General features: G+C 60.7%; 25 protein-coding genes. 2 read left to right on the forward strand and 23 right to left on the reverse strand.

What is annotated here, in order from left to right; all coding sequences use genetic code 11:
• Positions 1-6 precede the first annotated feature (6 nt).
• The 16 genes from AB4N85_RS14160 to AB4N85_RS14235 all read right to left on the reverse strand — a co-directional run bounded on the left by AB4N85_RS14160 (position 7) and on the right by AB4N85_RS14235 (position 13,043).
• On the reverse strand, positions 7-612 hold the full coding sequence (locus AB4N85_RS14160; protein WP_016770979.1) for a DUF4823 domain-containing protein: 606 nt from the start codon (positions 610-612) through the stop codon (positions 7-9).
• 165 nt (positions 613-777) lie between these two features.
• On the reverse strand, positions 778-1,746 hold the full coding sequence (locus AB4N85_RS14165; RefSeq protein WP_252868084.1) for a GTP 3',8-cyclase MoaA: 969 nt from the start codon (positions 1,744-1,746) through the stop codon (positions 778-780).
• A 138-nt stretch (positions 1,747-1,884) separates the two neighbouring features.
• On the reverse strand, positions 1,885-2,523 hold the full coding sequence (locus AB4N85_RS14170; RefSeq protein WP_016770981.1) for a TetR/AcrR family transcriptional regulator: 639 nt from the start codon (positions 2,521-2,523) through the stop codon (positions 1,885-1,887).
• Positions 2,524-2,874: 351 nt separating this feature from the next.
• Positions 2,875-3,666 carry a TatD family hydrolase gene (locus AB4N85_RS14175; RefSeq protein WP_252868085.1) on the reverse strand — a complete coding sequence of 264 codons (792 nt, stop codon included), beginning with the start codon at positions 3,664-3,666 and terminating at the stop codon, positions 2,875-2,877.
• 15 nt (positions 3,667-3,681) lie between these two features.
• Positions 3,682-4,038, reverse strand: a complete 357-nt coding sequence (locus tag AB4N85_RS14180) for a PilZ domain-containing protein (protein ID WP_016770983.1) — start codon at positions 4,036-4,038, stop codon at positions 3,682-3,684.
• Between the two features lie 42 nt (positions 4,039-4,080).
• Positions 4,081-5,064 (reverse strand): DNA polymerase III subunit delta', encoded by a 984-nt coding sequence (locus tag AB4N85_RS14185; RefSeq protein ID WP_252868086.1) that lies wholly within the window; start codon positions 5,062-5,064, stop codon positions 4,081-4,083.
• A complete protein-coding gene (gene tmk, locus AB4N85_RS14190; RefSeq protein WP_016770985.1) occupies positions 5,057-5,689 on the reverse strand; it encodes a dTMP kinase in 633 nt (210 codons plus the stop codon). The genes AB4N85_RS14185 and tmk overlap by 8 nt, the downstream gene beginning before the upstream one ends.
• 19 nt (positions 5,690-5,708) lie before the next feature.
• Positions 5,709-6,878 (reverse strand): endolytic transglycosylase MltG, encoded by a 1,170-nt coding sequence (gene mltG, locus AB4N85_RS14195; RefSeq protein ID WP_095181624.1) that lies wholly within the window; start codon positions 6,876-6,878, stop codon positions 5,709-5,711.
• Between the two features lie 3 nt (positions 6,879-6,881).
• Positions 6,882-7,697, reverse strand: coding sequence for an aminodeoxychorismate lyase (gene pabC / locus AB4N85_RS14200; protein ID WP_252868087.1), 816 nt, complete (start codon positions 7,695-7,697; stop codon positions 6,882-6,884).
• Positions 7,697-8,941 carry a beta-ketoacyl-ACP synthase II gene (fabF, locus tag AB4N85_RS14205; protein WP_252868088.1) on the reverse strand — a complete coding sequence of 415 codons (1,245 nt, stop codon included), beginning with the start codon at positions 8,939-8,941 and terminating at the stop codon, positions 7,697-7,699. Before fabF ends, pabC begins: the two co-directional genes overlap by 1 nt.
• Before the next feature lie 108 nt (positions 8,942-9,049).
• Positions 9,050-9,286, reverse strand: a complete 237-nt coding sequence (gene acpP, locus AB4N85_RS14210) for an acyl carrier protein (protein WP_003175607.1) — start codon at positions 9,284-9,286, stop codon at positions 9,050-9,052.
• Between the two features lie 196 nt (positions 9,287-9,482).
• Entirely contained in the window at positions 9,483-10,226 is a 744-nt protein-coding gene (fabG, locus tag AB4N85_RS14215) for a 3-oxoacyl-ACP reductase FabG (protein ID WP_016770989.1), read from the reverse strand.
• A gap of 16 nt (positions 10,227-10,242) precedes the next feature.
• Positions 10,243-11,181 carry an ACP S-malonyltransferase gene (gene fabD / locus AB4N85_RS14220; RefSeq protein WP_056788244.1) on the reverse strand — a complete coding sequence of 313 codons (939 nt, stop codon included), beginning with the start codon at positions 11,179-11,181 and terminating at the stop codon, positions 10,243-10,245.
• Positions 11,182-11,304: 123 nt separating this feature from the next.
• Entirely contained in the window at positions 11,305-12,315 is a 1,011-nt protein-coding gene (gene plsX / locus AB4N85_RS14225; protein WP_082530305.1) for a phosphate acyltransferase PlsX, read from the reverse strand.
• Between the two features lie 4 nt (positions 12,316-12,319).
• Positions 12,320-12,502 carry a 50S ribosomal protein L32 gene (gene rpmF / locus AB4N85_RS14230; protein WP_003179396.1) on the reverse strand — a complete coding sequence of 61 codons (183 nt, stop codon included), beginning with the start codon at positions 12,500-12,502 and terminating at the stop codon, positions 12,320-12,322.
• A gap of 13 nt (positions 12,503-12,515) precedes the next feature.
• On the reverse strand, positions 12,516-13,043 hold the full coding sequence (locus AB4N85_RS14235) for a YceD family protein (protein ID WP_003204262.1): 528 nt from the start codon (positions 13,041-13,043) through the stop codon (positions 12,516-12,518).
• Between the two features lie 105 nt (positions 13,044-13,148).
• Between AB4N85_RS14235 and AB4N85_RS14240 the strand changes: the two genes are divergently transcribed.
• Positions 13,149-13,727 (forward strand): Maf family protein, encoded by a 579-nt coding sequence (locus tag AB4N85_RS14240; protein ID WP_071173215.1) that lies wholly within the window; start codon positions 13,149-13,151, stop codon positions 13,725-13,727.
• Between the two features lie 86 nt (positions 13,728-13,813).
• On the opposite strand, the gene sppA is transcribed toward AB4N85_RS14240, so the two are convergent.
• Genes sppA through rluC form a run of 3 tightly spaced genes read right to left on the reverse strand, consistent with a single transcriptional unit; the run spans position 13,814 to position 16,436 of the window.
• Complete coding sequence (sppA, locus tag AB4N85_RS14245; RefSeq protein ID WP_056788236.1) at positions 13,814-14,803, reverse strand: signal peptide peptidase SppA; 990 nt, start codon at positions 14,801-14,803, stop codon at positions 13,814-13,816.
• Between the two features lie 24 nt (positions 14,804-14,827).
• Entirely contained in the window at positions 14,828-15,490 is a 663-nt protein-coding gene (locus AB4N85_RS14250) for an HAD-IA family hydrolase (protein ID WP_252868089.1), read from the reverse strand.
• A complete protein-coding gene (rluC, locus tag AB4N85_RS14255) occupies positions 15,477-16,436 on the reverse strand; it encodes a 23S rRNA pseudouridine(955/2504/2580) synthase RluC (protein WP_016770994.1) in 960 nt (319 codons plus the stop codon). Before rluC ends, AB4N85_RS14250 begins: the two co-directional genes overlap by 14 nt.
• 699 nt (positions 16,437-17,135) lie before the next feature.
• On the opposite strand from rluC, the gene rne reads away from it, so the two are divergent.
• A complete protein-coding gene (gene rne / locus AB4N85_RS14260) occupies positions 17,136-20,408 on the forward strand; it encodes a ribonuclease E (protein ID WP_252868090.1) in 3,273 nt (1,090 codons plus the stop codon).
• A 130-nt stretch (positions 20,409-20,538) separates the two neighbouring features.
• Here the strand turns inward: rne and AB4N85_RS14265 are convergent, their stop codons facing one another.
• Genes AB4N85_RS14265 through AB4N85_RS14280 form a run of 4 tightly spaced genes read right to left on the reverse strand, consistent with a single transcriptional unit; the run spans position 20,539 to position 24,901 of the window.
• Complete coding sequence (locus AB4N85_RS14265) at positions 20,539-21,135, reverse strand: nucleotidyltransferase family protein (RefSeq protein ID WP_252868091.1); 597 nt, start codon at positions 21,133-21,135, stop codon at positions 20,539-20,541.
• The gene (locus AB4N85_RS14270) at positions 21,132-22,112 is read right to left on the reverse strand and encodes an XdhC family protein (RefSeq protein ID WP_252868092.1); all 981 of its coding nucleotides are present in this window, start codon (positions 22,110-22,112) and stop codon (positions 21,132-21,134) included. Before AB4N85_RS14270 ends, AB4N85_RS14265 begins: the two co-directional genes overlap by 4 nt.
• Positions 22,113-24,434 carry a xanthine dehydrogenase family protein molybdopterin-binding subunit gene (locus tag AB4N85_RS14275; protein WP_252868093.1) on the reverse strand — a complete coding sequence of 774 codons (2,322 nt, stop codon included), beginning with the start codon at positions 24,432-24,434 and terminating at the stop codon, positions 22,113-22,115.
• Positions 24,431-24,901: a (2Fe-2S)-binding protein gene (locus tag AB4N85_RS14280; protein WP_041479453.1), complete on the reverse strand. Its 471-nt coding sequence runs from the start codon at positions 24,899-24,901 to the stop codon at positions 24,431-24,433. The genes AB4N85_RS14275 and AB4N85_RS14280 overlap by 4 nt, the downstream gene beginning before the upstream one ends.
• Between the last annotated feature and the right edge of the window lie 32 nt (positions 24,902-24,933).

Here is a 24,933-nt window from a genome sequence, read left to right on the forward strand (position 1 = left end):
CCTTGATTACTGGTCGCCGATCCCCAGCAGGCTGCGTGCGTATTGCGCCAGCGGCGGACCGATGAGGTCTTCGGGTTTGGAATCATGGAACGTCAGTAAACCGCCACGACTCTTGATCCGTGCAGTATCAATCAAATACTGGGTGCTGGTCTCGATCAACATGATCTGAATCACGCCGCCATCGATACCGAGGCGATCCACGGCTTCCTGGTCCAGCCACTCGTCGGAGTTGCCGATGCGGTCATCAGCCTTGGCGAAACGTGTGTAGAGCAGGTAATGCGCCCCGGCATCACGGGCTTCGCCCATGGCTTGGTCGAGGCCTTCCGGCGCACGGGCGCGGCGGACCATCGGGAAGTATTCGACAAAGCCCTTGAAGGCTTCTTCGGCGACCACGTTCGGCCGTGGATAGGAACCACCCGGTGGCGCGAACGCGCCCTGGGCGATAAAGATGAACGAGTCCGGCTGAATGCGGAGATTGTTCACCCGGCGGCTGTCGCTATGGTCCAGAAGCCCCGCATCGCTCATGTGATAGCGAGTGCCTTCGGCCATATCGCTGACATTCATGCAGCCGCCAAGCGCCAAAACGGCCAGCAGCAAAACCAGGCTACGCATCCTATTCCTCCAGAAGCCGGTGTCGGAAAACCGGCGAATGGCCGTTGAATGCAGCTTTTGCGCCAGCTCGACAAATTCAGTGATAGAGGCATTCGCGAGCAGGCTCGCTCCCACAATTGAAATGCATTCCAAATGTGGGGCGAGCCTGCTCGCGAAAGCCGTTGTTCAACCGCCAATAATCTTCATGACAGTAGCGCCGCCAGAGAACGCCACCTCCTGTTTGTCACCCAACGCCTTGACCAGCAAACGTTGCAGCGCCGGCAACGCCTGGTGGCGCGGCTTGTCGAGCAGATCGCCGACATAGTGGCGGTTGCTCGACGATAAACAGCCATGCAGCCAACCGGTCGATGACAGGCGCAAGCGCGAACAAGTGCGGCAGAACGGCACACTTTCGTTGGCGATCACCCCGAAAGTGCCGCGACCGGGAATCGCATAGCGCACAGCCGTGGCGTCCACCGGTGCGTCGGTCTGGGCGTATTCATAACGTTCGCCGATCAGGCCGAGCAACTGCTCAAGGCTGACGAACTGCTGCAGGAAGGCATTGGAATCCTTGGCCAGATGGCCCATGCGCATCAGCTCGATGAAACGCAGTTCGAAGCCGCGCTCCAGACAGTAGTCGAGCAGCGGCATGACCTGATCGAGGTTCTGCCCGCGCAACGGCACCATGTTGACCTTGATCTTCATCCCGGCGGCGGCAGCCTGATCCATGCCTTCGAGCACGCTGGCCAGATCGCCGCCACGAGCGATGCTGCGAAACGCAGCGGCATCAAGAGTATCGAGGGAAACGTTGATTCGACGCAGACCGGCATCGACCAGCAGCGGCAGTTTTTTCGCGAGGAGTTGACCATTGGTGGTCAGGCTGATGTCGTCGAGGCCCATCTGGCCGACGGCAGTCATGAACGATTCGAGTTTGGGGCTGACCAGTGGCTCGCCGCCAGTGATGCGCAGGCGCTCGATGCCGGCCGCTTCGATCAGGTATTCGACGCCGCGCGCCATGGCTTCGGCCGACAGCTCATCCTGCGCAGCGACCAACCGCTTGCCGTTGGGCACGCAGTAGGTACAGGCGTAATTGCAGGCAGAGGTCAGGCTGATGCGCAGATTGCGAAAACGCCTGCCTTGACGGTCAACGATCATGAAACACTCCGGCGAAAGAAAATCGAGCGAGCAAAACTTGACTGAGAAATCAGGTTTTAGCAAGCCCTATGCCTGAGTATATTCCTGTGCTATTGCGCCATGTTGTGAAAACACGGCGCAATCAGCCCGCTGAATGACTTATGTGCTCGGCGTTTCCGGGTCGCGCTTGCGCTTGTTGCCCATGCGCACGCCGATGTCCATCAGGAACTGGAAGAAGCCTTCCTGATCTTCCAGCACGTTGCTCCAGAACGGCGAGTGATACAGCGCCACCGCGCCGTGCACCAACGCCCAGGATGCGCAGTAGTGGAAGTACGGCGGCACGTCTTCGAGCTTGCCTTCGCTGATGCGACCCTTGATCAGCAGGGTCAGGCGTTCGAAGTTCGAGGCACGGATCTTGTGCAGTTCCTCGACCATCTCCGGCACCTGATTGCCCTTGACCACTTTCTCTTCGAGACGGTCGAACAGGCGATAGCGCTGCGGGTCGCGCATGCGGAATTCGAAGTAGGCGCGGGACAGCGCTTCCTTGTCCTTGTCGACATCGGCCGAATGCAGCAGCTCGTTCAGATCGCGCTCGTAATCGAGCATCAGGCGCAAGTAGATCTCGGCCTTGGATTTGAAGTGCTTGTAGATCGTGCCTTTGCCGATACCCACGGCATCAGCAATCATCTCGACGGTGACACTGTCTTCACCCTGGTCGAGGAACAGCTTGAGCGCGGTATCGAGAATTTCCTGCTCGCGGCGACGAAATTCACGGACCTTACGAGGTTCTTTATGCATAAGAAAAAGGTCTGAAGGGTCAAAATTCGAAGCCGCGTATTATGCCTAACTTGCGCAAAAAAGCACGGTTCATCGACCAAATCTGTGTTTCTTGTTCATTTCGAGAACGAATCGGGTGCAATGAGAACTCAACTGAAGCAAACGTATTCCAAATTTGTTTAAAAACCCCGACCCGCTCACTGGACTGCACGCCAGACTGATCAATACTTGAACTGTCGGGCGACATCTCCCCCAAGTGTCGTGCCGGTAAAGGTACCAACGGACCGCGTGCCTTTGTTTTACTCCTAATGGTCTTAACCCGGATTCACCCCCCAGAACCCGGGTTTTTTTTGCCTGCGATTTGGCCTGCGGTCATACGGCAGATTTAACACTCGCCAGCGGGAACAAGCGCTTGAAGTTTTCCGTGGTCTGCTCGGCAAAGCGCTCGTAGTTCTCACCACGCAGCATCGCCAGAAACTCCGCCACTTCGCGCACGTACTGCGGCAGGTTCGGCTTGCCGCGATACGGAATCGGCGCCAGATACGGCGAATCGGTTTCCACCAGCAGGCGATCGGCCGGCACTTTGCTCGCCACGTCACGCAAGGCGTCGGCATTGCGGAACGTAACAATGCCCGACAGGGAAATGTAATAACCCATGTCCAGCGCTGCTTTGGCCATGTCCCAGTCTTCGGTGAAGCAATGCAACACGCCAGCCTGGGGCAGCGCCGCTTCGCGCAGCAGTTCGAGGGTGTCGGCACGGGCGCCGCGAGTGTGGATGATCACCGGCTTGCCGGTCTGCTGCGCCGCTTGCAGGTGCAGGCGAAACGACTCCTGCTGCAACTCGGCAGCTTCCGGCTCGTAGTGATAGTCGAGACCGGTTTCGCCGATCGCCACCACTTTCGGGTGATCGAGTTCGTGCAGCAGCCAATCCAGCGCCGGTGCCGCGCCCGGCTGCACATCCAGCGGATGCACGCCGACCGAGCAATCGACGTCGTCATAACGCTCGGCGAGGGCTTTGACGTCGGCGGCGTTGTCGGCGCTGACGCCGATGCACAAAAAGTGTCCGACCCCGCGCTCGCGGGCCGCAGCAAGTGCGGCATCCAGCGAGCCGTCATGGGCGGCGAGGTCGAGACGGTCAAGGTGACAATGGGAATCTACGAGCATAAAAAGGACTGCAACTTACATCGTATGAGTGGGACGGTCGGATTTCAGCGCTCCGGCCAGATGAGTTTCGATGCGACTGCGCGCGGTGTCGTCGCCGTCATTGAACTGCACGCCGACACCGGCGGCGCGATTGCCTTGTGCGCCTTTGGGGGTGATCCAGGCGACTTTGCCGGCGACCGGAATTTTTTCCGCTTCATCCATCAGGTGCAACAACATGAACACCTCGTCGCCCAACCGGTAGCTTTTGTTGGTCGGGATGAACAGACCACCGTTCTTGATGAACGGCATGTAGGCGGCGTAGAGCACCGACTTGTCCTTGATGGTCAGGGACAAGATGCCGTTACGCGGCCCCGGGCTGACAGGTTCAATCATGTTCACCTCCACTGCTGATCTTCAGAGTCTAGGTACACATTCTTATCTTTGACCAGGCAATACCACCCATTGCACCAACAATGCTTCCAGCAACAGGGCCGGATTGAGGTTGGCCTTGCTCAGCACTTTCTGTCGCTGGGCGAGAATCCAGTCTTGAATATCCAGCACTTTACCCTGCGGGCTTTTCTGGGCCAGGTACTGCACGACCTTGCGCATATCGGCCAGGCCGAGGCCGGCTTCGTCCTGAGTCAGTTGATAGCGCAAGATCAGGCTCGACCAGTCGCAGAACCAGTCGAACAGACGCAGCATCGGAATGCTTTTCCACTCTTCCGCCAGTTGCGTCGGCGATTGTTGTCCCTTGAGCAGCTTCTTCACGCCTTCGACCACTTGTGCACGTTGTTCACGCACACCTTGCGATTGCAGGCTGACCGCCATCAGCGGCGACCCGGCGGCGAGGGTCAGCAGTTCGACGCGCTCTTCCTCCGCGCAATCCGGCAGCGCCTGGGCCAGCCATTGCAGGCTCATCGCCTCGCCCGGCAGCGGGCAGGCCTGCTGCACGCAACGGCTCTTGATGGTTGGCAACAAACGGCTCGGCTGGTGGCTGACCAATAGCAGCACGGTATCGCCGGACGGTTCTTCAAGACTTTTGAGCAAGGCGTTGGCAGCGTTGATATTCATCGACTCGACCGGCTCGATCAACACCACTTTGCGCCCCCCGAGCTGCGCGGTCTGCACGACGAAACTGACCAGATCACGAACCTGATCGACCTTGATCGCCTTGTCCGCCTCTTCCGGCTCCAGGATGTAATTGTCCGGATGACTGCCGGCCTTGAGCAGCAGACAGGATTTGCACTCGCCGCACGCCTCAGGCGTAGGGCGCTGACACAGCAGGCTGGCCATCAAGCGCTCGGCCAGCGCACGCTTGCCGATACCGGCCGGACCGTGCAGCAGGTACGCGTGAGCATGCTGACTGCGGCCGGCCAGTTGCTGCCAGAGGCTGTCCTGCCATGGATAGGCCTCAGCCACGGGCCAGCTCCAGCAAATTCGGTAGCAAGGTGTCCAGCGATTGCTGCACCTTGGCCAATGGCTGACCGGCATCGATGCGCACGTAGCGCGACGGGTCGGCTTCGGCGCGTTTCAGGAACGCATTGCGCACGTTCTCGAAAAACGCCCGGCCTTCGAGTTCGAACCGGTCCAGCCGACCACGGGCACTGGCGCGGGCCAGGCCGATTTCAACGGGCAGGTCGAAAATCAAGGTCAGATCGGGCCGCAAGTCGCCCTGCACGAAAGTCTCCAGGGTGGCGATGCGTTCCAGCGACAAACCACGACCGCCGCCCTGATAGGCGTATGTTGAATCGGTGAAACGATCGCACAGCACCACGGCGCCACGCGCCAGCGCCGGGCGAATCACCTCTGCCAGATGCTGGGCCCGCGCGGCGAACACCAGCAACAGCTCGGCGTCCGGGTGCATCACTTCGTCGGCCGGGGTCAGCAGGACATCACGAATCCGTTCGGCCAGCGGTGTACCGCCAGGCTCACGGGTGAGCAGCACTTCGATACCGGCGGCGCGCAGGCGCTCGGCGAGGTATTCGCGATTGGTGCTCTTGCCCGCGCCTTCCGGGCCTTCCAGGGTAATAAACAAGCCAGTCACAGGCAGTCCTTCATCAAAGTCATTGCGCGTTCTGTGGTGCAGCGGCGTCCGGTTCCGGGGCTGGCGCAGGTTCTTGCGACGGCACTTGCGGCAGCGCCTCGGGCGCGGTGTTCGGCGAGGCCGCCGGAATGGCCTCATCGGTGGCCGGCGCGGTTACTGGTGCCGGGCTGGAACGGTAATCGGCACGGCGCTTGAGCTGGTATTCGCGCACCGCGTTGTTGTGCGCATCCAGATCATCGGAGAACACATGGCTGCCATCGCCACGGGCGACGAAATACAGGCTGCTGCCCTCCACCGGGTTGAGCGCAGCATGAATCGCTTCGCGCCCGACCATCGCAATCGGCGTCGGCGGCAAGCCTGGAATCACGTAGGTGTTGTAAGGCGTCGGCTCTTTCAAATGTGCGCGGGTCAGTTTGCCGGTGTAGCGATCACCGAGGCCATAAATCACCGTCGGATCGGTCTGCAACTGCATGCCCAGCGCCATGCGCCGTACAAAGACGCCGGCAATCTGCCCGCGCTCCTGCGGAACGCCAGTCTCTTTCTCGACCAGCGAGGCCATGATCAGCGCTTGATAAGGTTCGCTGTAAGGCACATCGGCAGAACGCTGCGCCCACTCTTTGGCGAGCACTTCATCGAGACGATCAAAGGCCTTTTTCAGCAGCTCGGCATCGGACATGCCGCGCACGAAGCGATAGGTATCCGGGAAAAACCGACCTTCCGGGAACAAGCCTTTGTGGCCGATCTTCGCCATCACGTCGCTGTCGCTCAGGCCATTGAGGGTCTGCTCGAGCTTGTCGTCCTTGGCCAGGGCGGCGCGCACTTGATGAAAAGTCCAGCCTTCGACCAGGGTCAGGCTGTACTGAACCACGTCGCCGCGCTTCCACGAATCGATCAGACCGTTGACGGTCATGCCCGGCTGCATGCGGTATTCGCCGCTGTGAATCGGTGTGCCGGCGAGATTGAAGCGCCAGTAGACGCGCAGCCAGAACGCGTCCTTGATGACGCCATCGGTTTCGAGTTCAAGGAAGGTACGGGTCGGTGTAGAGCCTTTCGGCACATCCAGCAGTTGTTCCTGCGGGATGTTCAGGGGCTGTTCCAGCGCCGAATGAATTTTCCAGGCGCTGGCGCCCAACAGCAGCCCTGCCAGAACCAGTCCGGTTTCCAGCAGCAGCAAAAGTTTACGTCTCACGAATCAAGCATCCAGTAGCGCGCGGGCAATGGTTTGCAGTTTACGGGTGAGCGGGCCAACCGGCCAGCTCAGTGCAGCACAGGCGCGTACCGGCCAGACGCCATAAACGCTGTTGCAGACAAACACTTCATCAGCCCATTGCAGCTGTTCGAGGCTGATATCGGCGATTTGCGTGGGGATGGCCAGCGACTCGGCCTGAAACAATATTTCCGCGCGCATCACCCCAGCGACGCCGCAGCGCTTCAAGTCGGGCGTAATCAGACCACCGTCGCGCACCAGGAAAATATTGCTGTACACACCTTCGACGACGCGCCCGGCCTGATCGAGCATCAAGCCTTCGGCATGCTCGCTGTCCTGCCATTCGGCGCGGGCGAGCACCTGTTCCAGTCGATTCAGATGTTTGAGCCCGGCTAACAACGGCTGCGTAGATAAACGCGTGTTGCAGGGAAACAGGCGGATGCCGTGCTCGGCATGGGCAGCGGGATACGCTGCCGGCGGATTGCCTTGCAGGATGCGTCGGCCCTGCGCCGCAGGATCGGGCGCATAACCGCGCAAGCCGTCACCCCGAGTGAGGATAAGCTTGAGCACGCCCTCGCCCATCGCAGCGGCATAGCTGAGCAGCTCATGGCGAACCAGCTCGAGATCGGTCGCAATGGCCAGACGCGCACAGCCATCGGCCAGGCGCGCCAGGTGCCGATCCAGCAGGACCGGCTGACCGCTGCGCACGGCAATGGTCTCGAACAGACCATCGCCGTAAGCCAGGCCGCGATCTTTCAGCGACAGCGCGTCAGCCGGTTGACCGTCGACCCAGCTGTCCATCAGCTGGCGAACCGGCGAAACGCCAGAGTGCCGTTGGTGCCGCCAAAACCGAAGGAGTTGGACAGCACGACATCGATGTCCATGTTACGCGCGGTGTGCGCAACGAAATCGAGATCGCAGCCTTCGTCCGGTTCATCAAGGTTGATGGTCGGCGGTGCCACCTGGCTGTTGATCGCCAGCACGCTGAAAATCGCTTCGACCGCGCCCGCCGCACCCAACAGGTGGCCAGTCATCGACTTGGTCGAGCTGACGGCCAGCTTGTAGGCGTGATCGCCGAACACAGACTTGATCGCATTGGCTTCGGCAAGGTCGCCGGCCGGGGTCGAGGTGCCGTGGGCGTTGATGTACTGCACTTGATCGACGTTGATCTTCGCGTCACGCAGGGCATTGGTGATGCAGCGCGCGGCACCGGCGCCATCGGCGGGTGGCGAGGTCATGTGGAACGCATCGCCACTGGTGCCGAAACCGATCAGCTCGGCGTAGATCGTCGCGCCACGGGCCTTGGCGTGCTCCAGCTCTTCAAGGACCAGCGCACCGGCGCCGTCGGACAGGACAAAGCCGTCACGGCCCTTGTCCCATGGACGGCTGGCGCGGGTTGGCTCGTCGTTGCGGGTCGACAGCGCACGGGATGCGCCGAAGCCGCCCATGCCCAGACCGCAGGCAGCCATTTCCGCACCGCCGGCAATCATCACGTCGGCTTCGTCGTACATGATGTTGCGCGCGGCCATGCCAATGCAGTGCGTACCGGTGGTGCACGCGGTGGCGATGGCGTAGTTGGGTCCCTGTGCGCCGAGATGGATCGACAGGAAGCCGGAAATCATATTGATGATCGAGCCAGGCACAAAGAACGGCGAGATCCGTCGCGGACCGGTCTCGTGCAGGGTGCGGCTGGTTTCTTCGATGTTGGTCAGACCGCCGATACCCGAACCCATGGCCACGCCAATGCGTTCACGGTTGGCATCGGTGACTTCCAGACCGGCGTTGCGCACGGCTTGAAAGCCTGCGGCGAGGCCGTACTGAATGAACAGGTCGAGCTTGCGCGCTTCCTTGACCGACAGGTATTCCTCGACATTGAAGCCCTTGACCGAACCGCCGAAGCGGGTCGAATAGGCAGAAAGGTCGGTGTGTTCGATCAGACCAATGCCACTGCGGCCAGCCAGAATGCCCTGCCAACTGCTCGGCACATCCGTGCCCAGTGGCGACAACATACCCATACCGGTGACTACGACGCGTCTACGCGACACAGCACTCTCCTTTTTCAAATGACGACTTTGCATCAGGCCTAAAGAAAAAACCGCACGCCATGATGGCAGTGCGGTTTTTCCATGACAGCAAGCAACGATTACAAACTATTACGCCTGGTGGCTGGTAACGTAGTCGATTGCAGCTTGTACAGTAGTGATCTTTTCAGCTTCTTCGTCAGGGATTTCGGTCTCGAATTCCTCTTCCAGAGCCATCACCAGCTCAACGGTGTCAAGGGAGTCGGCACCCAGGTCTTCTACGAAGGAAGCGGTGTTGACCACTTCTTCTTCTTTAACACCCAGTTGCTCGGCAACGATTTTCTTGACGCGCTCTTCGATGGTGCTCATACCTTGTTTTCACTCCTAATGGACAAATTCAGGCAGCTGGCCAGTGGGTAAGTGTATAGAAAGCCTTTTCAGTTTTTCAACTGAAAGCTTCACTCCTCAAACCCTGCGGCCCTCTGCCTATAAATAGATTGCAGCTTTATAACGGATTTTAGACAGCTCGTATGACATTTTTTTGAAGCAATCCGTCACATTTTACTTACATGTACATCCCACCGTTCACCGGGATTGTAGCCCCGGTAACGTATGCCGCACCGTCGGATGCAAGAAAAGCGACCACGGACGCGATCTCTTGAGCTTGCCCCAGACGACCCAGCGGAATCTGCGTCTGCAAGGCTTCACGCTGTGCTTCAGGCAGCTCGCGGGTCATATCGGTGTCGATGAACCCTGGGGTTACCGAGTTGACCGTAATCGAACGCGAACCGACTTCACGCGCCATCGCCCGGCTGAAACCTTCCAGACCGGCCTTGGCGGCTGCATAGTTTACTTGGCCGGCGTTGCCCATGGCACCCACTACCGAGCCAATACTGATAATTCGACCCCAGCGCGCCTTGGTCATGCCACGCAAAACGCCCTTGGACAGGCGATACAGACTGTTCAAGTTGGTATCGATCACGTCGTACCACTCGTCGTCTTTCATGCGCATCATCAGGTTATCGCGGGTGATACCGGCATTATTGACCAGAATCGCCACCGGCGCACCGAACTGCTCCTGAATGCCTGCCAGCACGGCGCTGACCGATTCGTCGCTGGTGACATTGAGTTCGAAACCGGCGCCCTGGATACCGTTTTCCTTCAGGGTCGCGGCAATGCGCTCGGCGCCCGACGCGGAGGTCGCGGTGCCGACAACGATGGCGCCCTGACGACCCAGTTCCAGCGCGATGGCCTGGCCGATGCCGCGGCTTGCACCGGTAACCAGTGCAACTTTACCTTGCAGACTCATGCAAGTTTCTCCTGATTCAGGCCTGCGCTGCGCGAGCGGCAGCGAAGGCGTCTGGGGTATTGAGATTGGAAGTCGAAACGCCTTCGGCGCAACGTTTGTTCAGGCCAGCGAGGACTTTGCCCGGGCCGCATTCAACCAGATTGGTCGCGCCCTTGGCGGCCAAAGTCTGCACCGATTCAACCCAGCGCACTGGCTTGTAGAGCTGTTCGAGCAGATCGCGCTTGAGGGTTTCCAGATCGGCTGGCACTTGTGCGCTGACGTTCTGCACCACCGGGATCTGCGGCGCCTGCCAGTCGATGGCGGCGATGGATTCGGCGAAACGCTCGGCAGCCGGACGCATCAGCTCGCAGTGCGACGGCACGCTCACCGGCAATGGCATGGCGCGCTTGGCACCACGGGCCTTGCAACCCTCGATGGCGCGCTCGACGGCCGCCTTGGCACCGGCGATCACCACTTGGCCCGGCGAGTTGAAATTCACTGCGCTGACGACTTCGCCTTGCGCCGCTTCGGCGCAGGCAGCCAGCACGTCGGCATCTTCCAGGCCGAGGATCGCGGCCATGCCGCCTTGCCCGGCCGGCACCGCTTCCTGCATCAACTGGCCACGGCGCTCGACGAGCTTGACCGCGTCAGCCAGGGTCAGGCTGCCGGCGGCAACCAGCGCGCTGTATTCACCCAGGCTGTGGCCGGCGACAAACGCCGGACGCGCGCCGCCTTCGGCCAGCCACAGACGCCACAGGGCGATCGAAGCGGTCAGAATGGCTGGTTGGGTTTTGTCGGTTTGATTGAGCAGCTCTTCCGGACCCTGTTGGGTCAGTGCCCACAGGTCGTAGCCCAGCGCAGCAGAGGCTTCTTGAAAGGTTTCGAGGATCAGCGGATGTTGCGCGCCCAGCTCGGCCAGCATGCCGAGGGACTGCGAACCCTGTCCTGGAAAGACGAATGCGAGGGAAGCAGACATGTAACAAGCCCCTAATGATCTTGTCGTCGGAAAATAACGCCCCGTTGGGGACGCCAGAAACTGACAGTTTGGATGGCCCTTTGAACCGGGCGGTCACATTTAAGCATTGTCCGACGAAAACGCCTAAGACAACAGCTCCTCCAGACGACCGTGGAGACGCTCGGGGAGGTTCTCTTGAATCTCGATCAGCGCCCGTTGAATGGCACTCTGAAAGCCCTGTACCCCGGCCGATCCGTGGCTTTTCACGACGATGCCCTGCAAGCCGAGAAAGCTTGCGCCATTATGTCGCGCCGGGGCCAGGTCGGCCTGCAGACGCTTCATCAACGGCAGCGCGAGAACGCCGACAGCGCGCGAAGCGAAGTTTTTCTTGAACAAAGCCTCGATCCGCGCAGCAATCATCGTCGCCAGACCTTCGCTGGACTTGAGCAGGATGTTGCCGACGAAGCCGTCACACACCACCACATCGGCCTCACCGCGATACAAGCCGTCGCCTTCGATAAAACCGATGTAGTTGATCCCGCGCGCAGCCTGCAACAGCGTGGCGGCCAGTTTGACCTGCTGATTACCCTTGATGTCTTCGGTGCCGATATTCAGCAGTGCCACACGCGGACGGGCGATACCCAGGGTCTGTGCAGCGACCGAGCCCATCACCGCAAACTGCAACAGGTGCTCGGCACTGCAATCGACGTTGGCACCCAGATCGAGCAGCTGGCAATAACCGGTCTGCGTCGGAATCGCCGCGACCATGGCCGGACGATCAATGCCGGGCAATGTCTTCAGCACGAATCGTGACAAGGCCATCAACGCACCGGTATTGCCGGCGCTGACACAGGCCTGCACCTTGCCATCGCGCAGCAGTTCAAGGGCTACACGCATCGACGAATCCGGCTTGCCACGCAGGGCTTGGGCGGGTTTTTCGTCCATGGTGATGACTTCGCTCGCCGCGACAATCGTCAGGCGCGCGCGATCGGCAGCCGACTGGCCGTGGATCAGTTCTTCAAGAAGGGAGGGTTGACCGACGAGGGTCAGGTGCAGCGAGGGTGTAGCAGACAGGCAAGCGAGACTGGCCTGAACAATGCTGCGGGGACCGAAGTCCCCGCCCATTGCGTCAATCGCGATGACTTGAGCAGACAAGTGATTACTCGTCAGCGCCCTTGTCGATCACTTTACGGCCACGGTAAACGCCTTCTGGCGATACGTGGTGACGCAGGTGAACTTCACCAGTGGTTTTTTCTACAGACAGGGTGCTAGCCTCGAGAGCGTCGTGCGAACGGCGCATGTCACGGGCAGAGCGGGATTTTTTGTTCTGCTGAACAGCCATAATTGATTAACTCCTAAACGTTTGGGTCACGCTTTAACTGCGCCAATACACTGAACGGGTTGGACCGCGTTACCTCGTCCTCGCTCGGTTCGGGCTCATCTGCTCCCGCCGGCTGCTGGCATTCTTCCGGATGATGAGCAGGCACAATGGGCAAGGCGAGCAGAAGCTCCTCCTCGATCAGTGACTGCAGATCCAATGGATCTTCGCCCAGTTCCAGCACGTCATAACCTTTCGGCAACGACTGGGTATTCGCACCCTCCTTCACCACCGCGTAACTGCATTCGCTGTGGATCGGCAGGGTGACCAGCTCAAGACAACGCTGGCAAACCATTTTGACTTCGGTGTCGATAAAGCTGTGGATGACCACAGACTTACGTTCATCTCGTTCAAAAACGAATTTGGCCTGCACCGTACCGACATCGTCGGAAAGCGGGTCGCAGAGTCTCTTCAAATCGGCCAGCAGCAGTTCACCTTGAAGGGTGGTGCCACGGTCAGCCAATTTGCGCGGGTCAACGTGAGGTGGAATCGGGTCATTCAACATAGGCGCAGCATTATAGGGATGCACCCACCCATGTCAAAGGAAATTGTGCCCTGTCCGTCACTTGCGCGCCTCCGCTAGAATCCGCACCTGCCTCAGGAGACGTCCATGCTGCCTTTATTACTCGCTTCAAGCTCGACTTATCGCCGCGAATTGCTCGCCCGCCTGCACCTGCCGTTCGTCTGCAGCTCGCCGGACATCGACGAAAGCCACCGCCCGGGCGAGTCCGCAATCGATCTGGTCAAACGTCTCGCCGAAGAAAAGGCCCGGGCCTTGGCGGACAGCCACCCTGCTCATCTGATCATTGGCTCGGATCAGGTTGCCGTCCTCGGCGAACAGATCATCGGCAAGCCGCACACCTTCGAGAAGGCTCGCGAGCAATTGATGGCGGCGAGCGGCGCGAGCGTGACCTTCCTGACCGGCCTGGCGCTGCTCAACAGCCAGACCGGGCAATGCCAGGTCGACTGCGTACCGTTTACCGTGCACATGCGCCAGCTGGATCAGGCACGCATCGAGCGCTATCTGCGCATCGAGCAACCGTACGACTGCGCCGGCAGCTTCAAGGCCGAAGGACTGGGCGTAAGCCTGTTTCAATCGACCGAAGGCCCGGATGCCACCAGCCTGATCGGCCTGCCGCTGATTCGCCTGATCGATATGTTGTTGGTCGAGGGTGTGCAAATCCCTTGAAAGCAAAAGATCGCAGCCTTCGGCAGCTCCTACACCGATTGTGCAAGAGCTGCCGTTGACCTGCGATCTTCTGACCTTGAAACGATTTACCGCAACGAAGGCCCGTGGAAACCCATCCACATCGCCAACTGCTCGGCCACGCTGGCGCCGAGCTTTTTCGAGAAGCGATCGAACGGCGATTCCTGCACGGTGAAGTCCACCAGCTCCTTCTCGCCAATCACATCACGCGCCACCGAACTGGCATTGCCCAAGCCATCGATCAGGCCTAGCGGCAGCGCCTGCTCACCCGACCAGACCAGCCCGGAAAACAGCTCCGGATGCTCTTTGTCCTTCAGACGATCGCCACGGCCCTGCTTGACGCTGTTGATGAACTGCTTGTGCGTGGTGTCCAGCACGCTTTGCCAGAATGCGGTTTCTTCAGGCTTTTGCGGCTGGAACGGATCCAGGAATGCCTTGTGCTCGCCCGAGGTATAGGTGCGGCGCTCAACCCCGAGTTTTTCCATGGTGCCAACGAAACCGTAACCCGCCGCCGTCACGCCGATCGAGCCGACCAGACTGGCCTTGTCGGCATAGATCTGATCCGCCGCGCTGGCGATGTAATAGGCGCCCGAAGCACCAAGATCGGAAATCACTGCGTAGAGCTTGATCTCCGGATGCAACCCACGCAGACGCTTGATCTCGTCATAGACATAGCCAGACTGCACCGGACTGCCGCCCGGGCTATTGATGCGCAGGACCACGCCCTTGACCTTTTTGTCTTCGAACGCCGCACGCAGGCTGCCAACGATATTGTCGGCGCTGGCCGGCTCCTTGTCGGCGATTACACCGTCGATCTCGATCAACGCCGTGTAGTTCGGGCCGCGGGTGGCGGTTTTTTCCATGTCCATCAGCGGCGTGAACAGCAGCAGCGCAACAAACAGATAAACAAACGTCAGCAGCTTGAAGAAAATCCCCCAGCGCCGCGAACGGCGTTGTTCCTGCACGCCGGCCAGCAAAGTCTTTTCCAACAGCTTCCAGCTTTTCGCGTCACCGTCGTCGGCACTTGCCTTGGCCGGTGCTTTCCATTCGTCGGTCATGCCATCTACCCCAGCAAAAACGTATTAAGCCTGCTGACCCAGCCAAGCGTGCAATTCAGAAAAACGGTCGATCGACAGGCGCGGCTCGAACTGTTGCAGGGACTCGATCGATTGCGCGCCGTAACTGACCGCCACCGAATCCATCCCCGCGTTGCGTGCCATCAGCAGATCGAACGACGAATCACCGACCATCAACGCCTGCTCCGGACGTACGCCGCAGTGGCTGACAATCTGCTCAAGCATCAGAGGGTGCGGCTTGCTGGCAGTTTCATCGGCGGCGCGGGTGATATCGAAATAATCTTCCCAGCCATTGGCCTTGAGCACCCGATCCAGTCCGCGACGGTTCTTGCCCGTCGCTACCGCCAGGTGATAACCCTGCTCGCGAAACGACTCCATCGACTCGACCACGCCTTCGAACAGCGGCGACGGCACGGCTTCGGCAGCGATGTAGTGATCGGCGTAATACTCACGAAACGCGAGCATTTCTGCGTCACTGATTTCCGGGTACAGCGTGCGAATCGCCTCCGGCAAGCCGAGACCGATGATGCCTTTGACAGCGAAGTCATCGCGCAGCTCGAAACCGGAACGCCCGGACGCGGAGTGCATGGCCTCGACGATCCGATGGATGGAATCGGCGAGGGTGCCGTCCCAGTCGAAAATCAGCAGCTTGTAATCAGATGGGCGCACTCAATCGCTCCACGGTCTTGGCCCACATTTCATCGACGGGCGCTTGCAGATTCAGCTTGCCGCCGTCGGGCAGCGGCACCGTCAGCATGTAAGCGTGCAGGAACAGACGCTTACCGCCCAGATCGCGGATTTCCTTGGTGAAATCCTCGTCGCCATACTTACTGTCACCGGCAATGCAATGGCCAGCATGCAAGGTGTGCACGCGAATCTGGTGGGTACGACCGGTAACCGGTTTAGCTTCGACCATGGTGGCAAAATCACCGAAGCGGCGCAGCACCTTGAACAGCGTCAGGGCTTCTTTGCCCTCGTCATTGACTTCGACCATGCGCTCGCCGGAACGCAGATTGCTCTTGAGCAACGGTGCGCGAACCTGCTTGATCGAGGTTGCCCAGTTGCCACGGACCAGCGCCATGTAGCGCTTGTCTACGCCATCGCCGCGCAACTGCTCGTGCAGGTGGCGCAACATGCTGCGTTTTTTGGCGATCATCAGCAGGCCGGAGGTGTCACGGTCGAGACGGTGAACCAGCTCCAGTTCCTTGGCGTCGGGACGCAACTGACGAAAGGCTTCGATCACGCCGAAATTCAGCCCGCTGCCGCCATGAACCGCAATGCCGGCGGGCTTGTTGATGACGATCAGGGCCTTGTCTTCGAAGACAATCGAGGCTTCCAGGCGCTGCAACAGCCCCTGGGCCAGCGGCACCGGTTCGTCGCGCTCAGGCACGCGAACCGGCGGCACGCGCACGATGTCGCCGGCCTGCAGCTTGTATTCGGGCTTGATCCGACCTTTGTTCACGCGCACTTCGCCTTTGCGCAAAATGCGGTAAATCAAGGTCTTGGGCACGCCTTTGAGCCGGGCGAGGAGAAAGTTGTCGATTCGTTGGCCGGCATACTCCGGCGAGACTTCAAGCAGTTGAACGCCTGGAGTCGAAGGGGCAGTAGTTGTCATGCCGCGGATGATAACAATTTTTATGGAATTGAAGCACTTAATCATTGCTGCTATAGTCGCGAACGCCGCCAAAAGCGGCCTGGACAGCGGAACCACGGTCAAAGACCGGCCCTGACCAACGCAATTCACCAGGGCGCGAGGCCGTCCTACGGGGCTTTCGCTACGTAACGGTGGAGTTTGCGGTTGTAACGAGCGCAGGTGACATGAGGCCTGAATTACACCGCCGGGCAGAGTTCTGACTCGCCAGGCAGGCGACATTCGAGGCCAGTTCACAAAGTGCAGTCGACTGCGAATGACCCCGAGCGATTGCTTCGGAAACATCGCCTGAATTAGCCATGATGCGTGACCTCCCCTTTCGGAGCTCACGGTAAATGCCAACCCGCTGCGGATTCTGCGCGCGGCAGCACCCGAATTATCAGGGATACGTGTAGGGTGGAGATGCACAACCGCCGGACTGTGTAGCAACAAGCTTTGATCAAGACGCTTCATCTCGTCCACAGCCGCTGGTTGATTCCTCCTCCTGACTGAGTGCTTAAGTAGCCACAGCAAGCAGGACGCGTACGTCGCGGTATCGGCCCAATTGGCCGCACATCGCTGGACACGGGAATGGCCAACCACTCCCGACGCACCTGACACCGACCGTGAGAAGTCGTGTGTGCCGAACGCCGTTTCCGGCAGCCCGGAAACCGACGGTACTACATGAAAAGAATGCTGATTAACGCAACTCAACCCGAAGAGTTGCGTGTTGCACTGGTAGATGGCCAACGCCTCTACGACCTGGACATCGAATCCGGTGCACGCGAGCAGAAGAAGGCCAACATCTATAAAGGCCGTATCACTCGCATCGAACCAAGCCTTGAGGCTGCCTTTGTCGATTTCGGCTCCGAGCGCCACGGCTTCCTGCCCCTCAAAGAAATCTCCCGCGAATACTTCAAGAAAGCCCCAGAAGGCCGCGTCAACATCAAGGACGTCCTGAGCGAAGGCCAGGAAGTCATCGTTCAGGTCGAGAAAGAAGAACGTGGGAACAAGGGCGCCGCCCTGACCACCTTCATCAGCCTGGCCGGTCGTTACCTCGTACTGATGCCGAACAACCCGCGTGCCGGCGGCATCTCCCGTCGCATCGAAGGCGAAGAACGCAACGAACTGCGTGAAGCGCTGAACGGTCTGGTTGCTCCGGCCGACATGGGTCTGATCGTGCGCACTGCCGGCCTGGGCCGCAGCAGCGAAGAAATGCAGTGGGACCTTGATTACCTGCTGCAACTGTGGACCGCCATCAAAGAAGCCTCGCTGGATCGCTCCGCGCCATTCCTGATCTACCAGGAAAGCAACGTGATCATCCGCGCCATCCGCGATTACCTGCGCCAGGACATCGGCGAAGTGCTGATCGACAGCGTTGAAGCCCAGGACGAAGCCCTGACCTTCATCCGCCAGGTGATGCCGCAGTACGCCAGCAAGATCAAGCTGTACGAAGACAGCGTGCCACTGTTCAACCGTTTCCAGATCGAAAGCCAGATCGAGACCGCGTTCCAGCGCGTCGTCGAACTGCCTTCCGGCGGCTCCATCGTCATCGATCCGACCGAAGCCCTGGTGTCCATCGACATCAACTCGGCGCGCGCCACCAAAGGCAGCGACATCGAAGAAACCGCGCTGCAGACCAACCTTGAAGCCGCCGAAGAAATCGCCCGTCAGTTGCGCCTGCGCGACATCGGCGGCCTGATCGTCATCGACTTCATCGACATGACCCCGGCGAAGAACCAGCGCGCCGTGGAAGAGAAAGTCCGCGAATGCCTGGAAGCTGACCGCGCCCGCGTGCAGATCGGCCGCATCTCGCGTTTCGGCCTGCTGGAAATGTCCCGTCAGCGCCTGCGTCCATCGCTGGGCGAAAGCAGCGGCATCGTCTGCCCGCGTTGCAACGGCACCGGCATCATCCGTGACGTTGAATCGCTGTCGCTGGCCATCCTGCGCCTGATCGAAGAAGAAGCCCTGAAAGACCGCACCGCCGAAGTTCGCGCGCAAGTGCCGATCCCGGTCGCCGCGTTCCTGCTCAACGAAAAACGCAACTCGATCACCAAGATCGAACTGCGCACCCGTGCCCGCATCGTCATTCTGCCGAACGATCACCTCGAGACGCCGCACTTCGAAGTTCAGCGCCTGCGTGACGACAGCCCGGAAGCCGCGACCAACCAGTCCAGCTACGAAATCGCTGCCGCCGCTGCCGAAGTCGAAGAAGTCCAGCCAGCCGCTGCGACCCGCACTCTGGTTCGCCAGGAAGCTGCAGTGAAAACTGCGCCGGCCCGTGCCAACGCACCGGTGCCGACTGAAGTTGCACCTGCCGCACCAGCTCCAGCACCAGTTGCCGCGCCTGAGCCAAGCCTGTTCAAGGGTCTGGTGAAGTCGCTGGTCAGCCTGTTCGCCACCAAGGAAGAGCCAGCCGCACCGGTTGCCGTTGCGAAACCGGCTGCCACCGAGCGTCCTGCCCGCAACGAAGAGCGTCGCAACGGTCGTCAGCAGAGCCGCAACCGCAACGGTCGTCGTGATGAAGAACGCAAGCCACGCGAAGAACGTGCTCCACGTGAAGAGCGCGCACCACGCGAGCCGCGCGAAGAGCGCCAGCCACGCGAAGCCCGCGAGCCGCGTGAAACCCGCAGCGAAGCGCCGATAGCCCGCGAAGAGCGCGCACCACGTGCCCCGCGTGAAGAACGTGCACCGCGTGCACCGCGTGAAGATCGCAAGCCGCGTGGCGAGCGTGAAGAACGCGTACGTGAACTGCGCGAGCCACTGGACGCCGTGCCAGCCGCAGCCGCTGCTGTTGCTGCCGTGACCGCTGAAGAGCGTCCGGCCCGTCAGCCACGCGAAGAACGCGCCCCGCGTCCGCCGCGTGAAGAGCGTCAACCGCGTGCCGAGCAGGCCGCTGCTGCCGTTGCTGAAGAAGAAGTGAACAGCAACAACGAAGAGCAACTGCCGGAAGACGGTCAGGACAACGCCGAAGGCGATCGTCCACGTCGTCGCTCCCGTGGTCAGCGCCGTCGCAGCAACCGTCGCGAGCGTCAACGTGATGCCAACGGCAACGTGATCGAAGGTTCGGAAGAATCCGAGTCCGCTGAAAACGCTGGCGAGCCAAGCACTGCCGATCTGGCCGCTGGCCTGGCTGTCACCGCTGCCGTTGCCAGCAGCACCATCAGCGCTCCGGCAGAAGCCGAAGCTCACGAGCAGGCTGAACGCGCCACTGCCGCCACACTGGAAACCGCTCCAGTCGAAGCGCCGGTTGTCGAAGCCACCACTCCAGTGGAAGTGACTGCTGCACCGGAAATCGAAGTCGCCCCGGTCCGCGAAGCTCAGCCTCAGGTTGAAGCGCCTGCCGAACCGGAAGCTGTCGTTGAAGCGCCAGTTGCCGAATCCGAACCAGCGACCGAAACCGTCAGCGAAAACGTGACCAAAACCGTGCGTGAAGTTCGCGAAGAGCAGACTGCGTTCAACTGGGTTGCCGAGCCAGCCGTCACCGAAGCTCCAGCGCCAGTCGCTGAAGCCGAAGTACCGCAGGCCATGGTTTCCGAACCAGTAGTTGCAGCAGCAGAACCGGCGCCGACACCAGTAGTTGAAGCTCCGGTTGCCGAAGCTCAGGTTGAAGAAGCACCAGCCGCAGTCGAAGCGCCAGCCCCTGTGGTTGAAGCTCCGGCTCCGGTCAGCGCCCTGACGCCAAACGGCCGTGCGCCAAACGACCCGCGTGAAGTGCGTCGTCGCAAGCGTGAAGCCGAGCGTTTGCAGAAGGAAGCCGAACTGGCTGCCGCTGCAGCGCCAGTGGCTGCCGAACCAGCCGCTGCGGCTGAAGTGATCGAGGCAGCCCCTGCCCCGGTCGCGGAAGAAGCATCGGTTGAAGCGGTGATCGCTGAAGCACCACGCTCCGTTCAGGACGCGGTTGAACAGCGCGAAGAAGCCCAGGAAAAAGAGCACGAGCCTAAACCACTCGTGTAATTCCTGAAGCCATTAAAAAGCCCCGCCCGGTGAAAGCCTGGCGGGGCTTTTTATTGCCTGAAATACCAGCATCATCCACAACCTTTGTGGGAGCGAGCCTGCTCGCTCCCACAAGGAATTTCAACACGGCTCAGGGCTGAGGAAATACCAGAGATTCAGGCACATCGATATCCCACAACATCCCCGGGTCATCTACCGCCACCTCAACCACCCTACCCTGCGCAAACAACGGCCGTGCGCCACGATCACCGGTCAGCGCCTGCAACTGCGCGCCAAACGAACGACCAAACCCCACCGGATGGCCAAACTCGCCACCCCGCACCGGCACACTCACAGCGTCATCAGCCATCGCCGCGACCACTCGCTCAATACTCGATGGCAAGATAAACGGCATATCACCCAGCACAATCAACCAGCCATCGGCGTCAGGGCAAGCGGCAACACCTGCGGCAATGCTGTCGCCCATGCCGGTCGACTCGATTGACACCACGTCGCAGCCATATGCCTGGGCCATGCGCATCGCCTGTGGTCGCGCTTCGGTGGTGACCAGTACGCGCTTGTCGAGACTGGCCGGCAGGTTCACCAGCACCTGCTCGATTACCGAGCGCACCGCGCCGTCACGCCCGGTGCAATCAGCGAGCAATTTGTCTTTGTCGGGACCGGCGATCTGGCGAAAGCGTTTGCCCTCGCCTGCTGCCAGCACGATCACTGCGATGGATTGGCTCATGCACCCTCCAGCGTTTTTTTCTGCTTCAACTCCACACCGTTCTTGATCGCGACAATTTCCGCCAGCAAGGACAAAGCGATCTCTGCCGGCGAATGACTACCGATGTGCAGGCCGATCGGCCCGTGCAAGCGATCAATCGACGCTTGCGACAAGCCTAGCTGAGCGAGGTTTTCCCGGCGCTTCTGGCTGTTGACCCGCGAACCGAGCGCGCCGACGTAAAACGCCGGCGAGTCGAGCGCGGTGAGCAAAGCCATGTCATCCAGGCGTGGATCGTGAGTCAAGGCGACAATCGCCGTGCGCTCGTCGGTCTGGATGTTCAGCACAGCTTCATCCGGCATGCCGGGGACGAAACGGCCATGCTGCTCTTCCCAGCCGTAAACGAACTCGGTGCGCGGATCGCAGATCAGCACTTCGAAATCCAGCAGCCGCGCCATGTCGGCGACGTAGCGCGACAACTGCCCGGCACCGATCAGCAACAAGCGCCAGCGCGGACCGTAAATCGCCCGCAGAACCTTGCCGTCGAACACCAGCGAATCGGACTTGCTCGCCGGAGCCAGCCGCACCTCGCCGGTTTCGATGTTCAGTTCACGGGCAACGATTTCATGGTTTTCGCAACGCTGCAGGAGCTCGGCCACCCACGCCGGGTCGCCGACGCGCTCTTCGGTCAGGCGCAGGGTGCCGCCGCAAGGCAGGCCGAAACGCGCGGCCTCCTCGCGGGTCACGCCATAGGTAATCATCTGCACTGGCGGACCATCGGTGGCAATGCGGCCGTCGTGCAGCCGCGCGATCAAGTCATCCTCGACACAGCCGCCTGACACCGAACCGATCACCACGCCGTCCTCGCGCAAGGCGAGCATGGCGCCGGGCGAGCGCGGCGCGGTGCCCCAGGTCTGCACCACGCTGAACAACACCACCCGCTGCCCGGCACGGCGCCACTCGAGGACGCTGCGCAGGACGTTGAGATCGACGCTGTCCATTTACGCCTCCGCCTTCTGCCAGCCTTGCAACTGATACCGCACCGGCAGATTGCGGATGCGCTTGCCGGTGGCGGCGAAGATCGCATTGCACAGCGCCGGAGCAATCGGCGGCACGCCCGGCTCACCAACGCCACCCAACGGCACGTCACCCGGCGGCGTGACCAGATGCACCGCGACTTCCTTGGGCGCCAGCGACATGCGCGCGACCTCGTACATATGGAAGTTGTCCTGCTGGACTTTGCCGTCCTTGAAGCTGATCTCACCGAGCACAGCGTTGCCCAGGCCCATGACGCAAGCGCCTTCGAACTGCGAACGGATGCGCTCAGGGTTGATCTGCGGCCCGCAGTCCACGGCGATGTCGGCCTTGTGCACGATCAGCGAACCGTCATCCTTGACCTCGACTTCGATCACCGCCGCGACATAGGTGACGAAGCTGTAATGCACTGCCAGACCGAGGCCACGACCCTTGGGCAGTTTGCGTCCCCATCCGGCTGCCTTGGCGGCGGTTTCCAGCACGGTGCGCATGCGCCCGGTGTCGATCGGATAACGCTCGGGCGATTCGCCGTAGTTCCACTCTTCGCTCAAGGTGCGAGGATCGATCTGCCGGTCCGGGCCGAGCAATTTGATCTGGTACTTGAGCGGATCCTCCCCGGCCTTGTGCGCCAGTTCATCGACGAAACTCTGAATCGCGAAGCCGTGGGGAATGTTCGACACCGAGCGATACCAGCCGACCCGCGTGTGTACCTTGGCTTCGGGGTTTTCCAGGCGCACGTTGGGAATCGCGTAGGCCATGTTGGTAAAGCCCATGCCCAGCTCGAACGCCGCCTCATGATTCATGTCCGGCGCAAACAACGCGGTGATGCTCGGCGCCACGGTACGATGCAGCCAACCGGACGGCATGCCGTTCTTGTCGATGCCCGCCTTCAGATATTCCGCCGACACGGTGTGGAAATACGAATTGTGGATGTCGTCTTCGCGCGTCCACTGCACCCGTACAGCCTTGCCCGGAAACTCCTTGGCGAGAATCGCCGCTTCGACGACGAAGTCCGGTTTCGACTTGCGCCCGAAACCACCGCCCAGCAGCGTTACGTTGAAGGTGACCTTTTCGAACGGTACGCCCAGGCGCTCGGCGATGCGCTCGCGGGTGACCTGCGGTGCCTGACTCGGCGCCCAGGCTTCGCACACGCCGTCCTTGTAATGGGCAATGGCAACCATCGGTTCCATCGGCGCCTGCGCCAGATGCGGCAGGTAGTACGAGGCTTCGAGGGTGCTGGCGGCACCGCTCAAGGCTTTGTCGATATCACCGGTGTTGCGCACCACTTTGCCGGCCTTCAGCGACGCCGCTTCAAGCTCCTTGCGATAGGCAATCGAGTCATAACTGGCATTCGGGCCGTCGTCCCATTCGATCTTCAGCGCCTCGCGGCCCTTGATCGCCGCCCAGGTATTGCTGGCCACAACCGCGACGCCGCCCAGTGGCTGGAACTCTGACGGCAACGGCCGGCCTTCGATCTGCATGACTTTTAGCACGCCGGGGACTTTCAGCGCGGCGCTGTCATCGAGGCTTTTGACCTTGCCGCCATACACTGCCGGACGAGCGATAGTCGCGTAGAGCATGCCGTCGAAATGCACGTCGGCGCCGTACACTGCGCGGCCATTGACGATATCGGCACCGTCGATGGCCTTGGTGCCTTCCTTACCGATGTAGCGAAATTCCGACGGCTGCTTGAGACGCAGGCTGTCACGCGCCGGTACTGCCAGCGCACTGGCCGCAGCGGCGAGTTCGCCGTAACCCAATTCACGGCCGGACGGTTTGTGAATGACCTTGTGCAGTTGCGCATGGCATTCGCCAACCGGCACTTTCCACTGCGCAGCGGCCGCCTGTTCGAGCATGGTCCGCGCGGCGGCGCCGCAACGACGCATCGGCTCGTACCAGTGACGCATGCTGCGCGAACCATCGGTGTCCTGGTTGCCGAAGCGCACTTCGTCGCCCGGCGCCTGCTGCACTTTGACCTGCGCCCAATCGGCCTCGAGTTCATCGGCCGCTACCATGCTCAGGCTGGTGCGCACGCCCTGGCCCATTTCCGAACGGTTGCACACCACGGTGACGCTGCCATCGGCAGCAATGCTCACGTAAACCTTGGGATCGTCGATCCAGCCATTGGGCATGCCATCGGCGCCAAACTTCTTCGCAGCGTCATCGGCCAGCGCATCCTGCCAGCCCCAGCTCGCGGCGAGGACCAGCGCACTGGTGGCGCCGACGCCTTTGAGAAAGCCACGGCGGCTGAGGTTGCTCAGGGCGAAATCATTCGGGACGCGGCTCATGCCTTCACCTCCTTCAGTTGAGTGGAGGCCTGGCGGATCGCGGTTTTGATCCGGTTGTAGGTGCCGCAGCGGCAGATGTTGCCCACCATGGCTTCTTCGATCTGCTCGTCGCTCGGGTTCGGATTGGTTTTCAGCAGAGCGGTGGCCGACATGATCTGCCCGCCCTGGCAATAACCACATTGGGCCACGGCACTGTCGAGCCAGGCTTGCTGCACGACCTTGCCTACCGGGTCGGCGTGGAGATTATCGATGGTGGTGACGTTCTGACCAATTACCGAGCCGATCGGCGTGATGCAACTGCGTGCCGGCAAGCCGTCGATATGGATGGTGCAAGCGCCGCACAGGCCCATGCCGCAACCGAATTTGGTGCCGTTGTAACCGGCGACGTCACGAATCGCCCACAACAGCGGCATGTCTTCGGTGACATCGAGGGAGTGGTCTTGACCGTTGAGTTTCAGGGTAATCATGGGCACGCCCGCATATTTTTTAGTGGTTATGG

This window comes from Pseudomonas sp. H1_G08, from assembly GCF_054681355.1.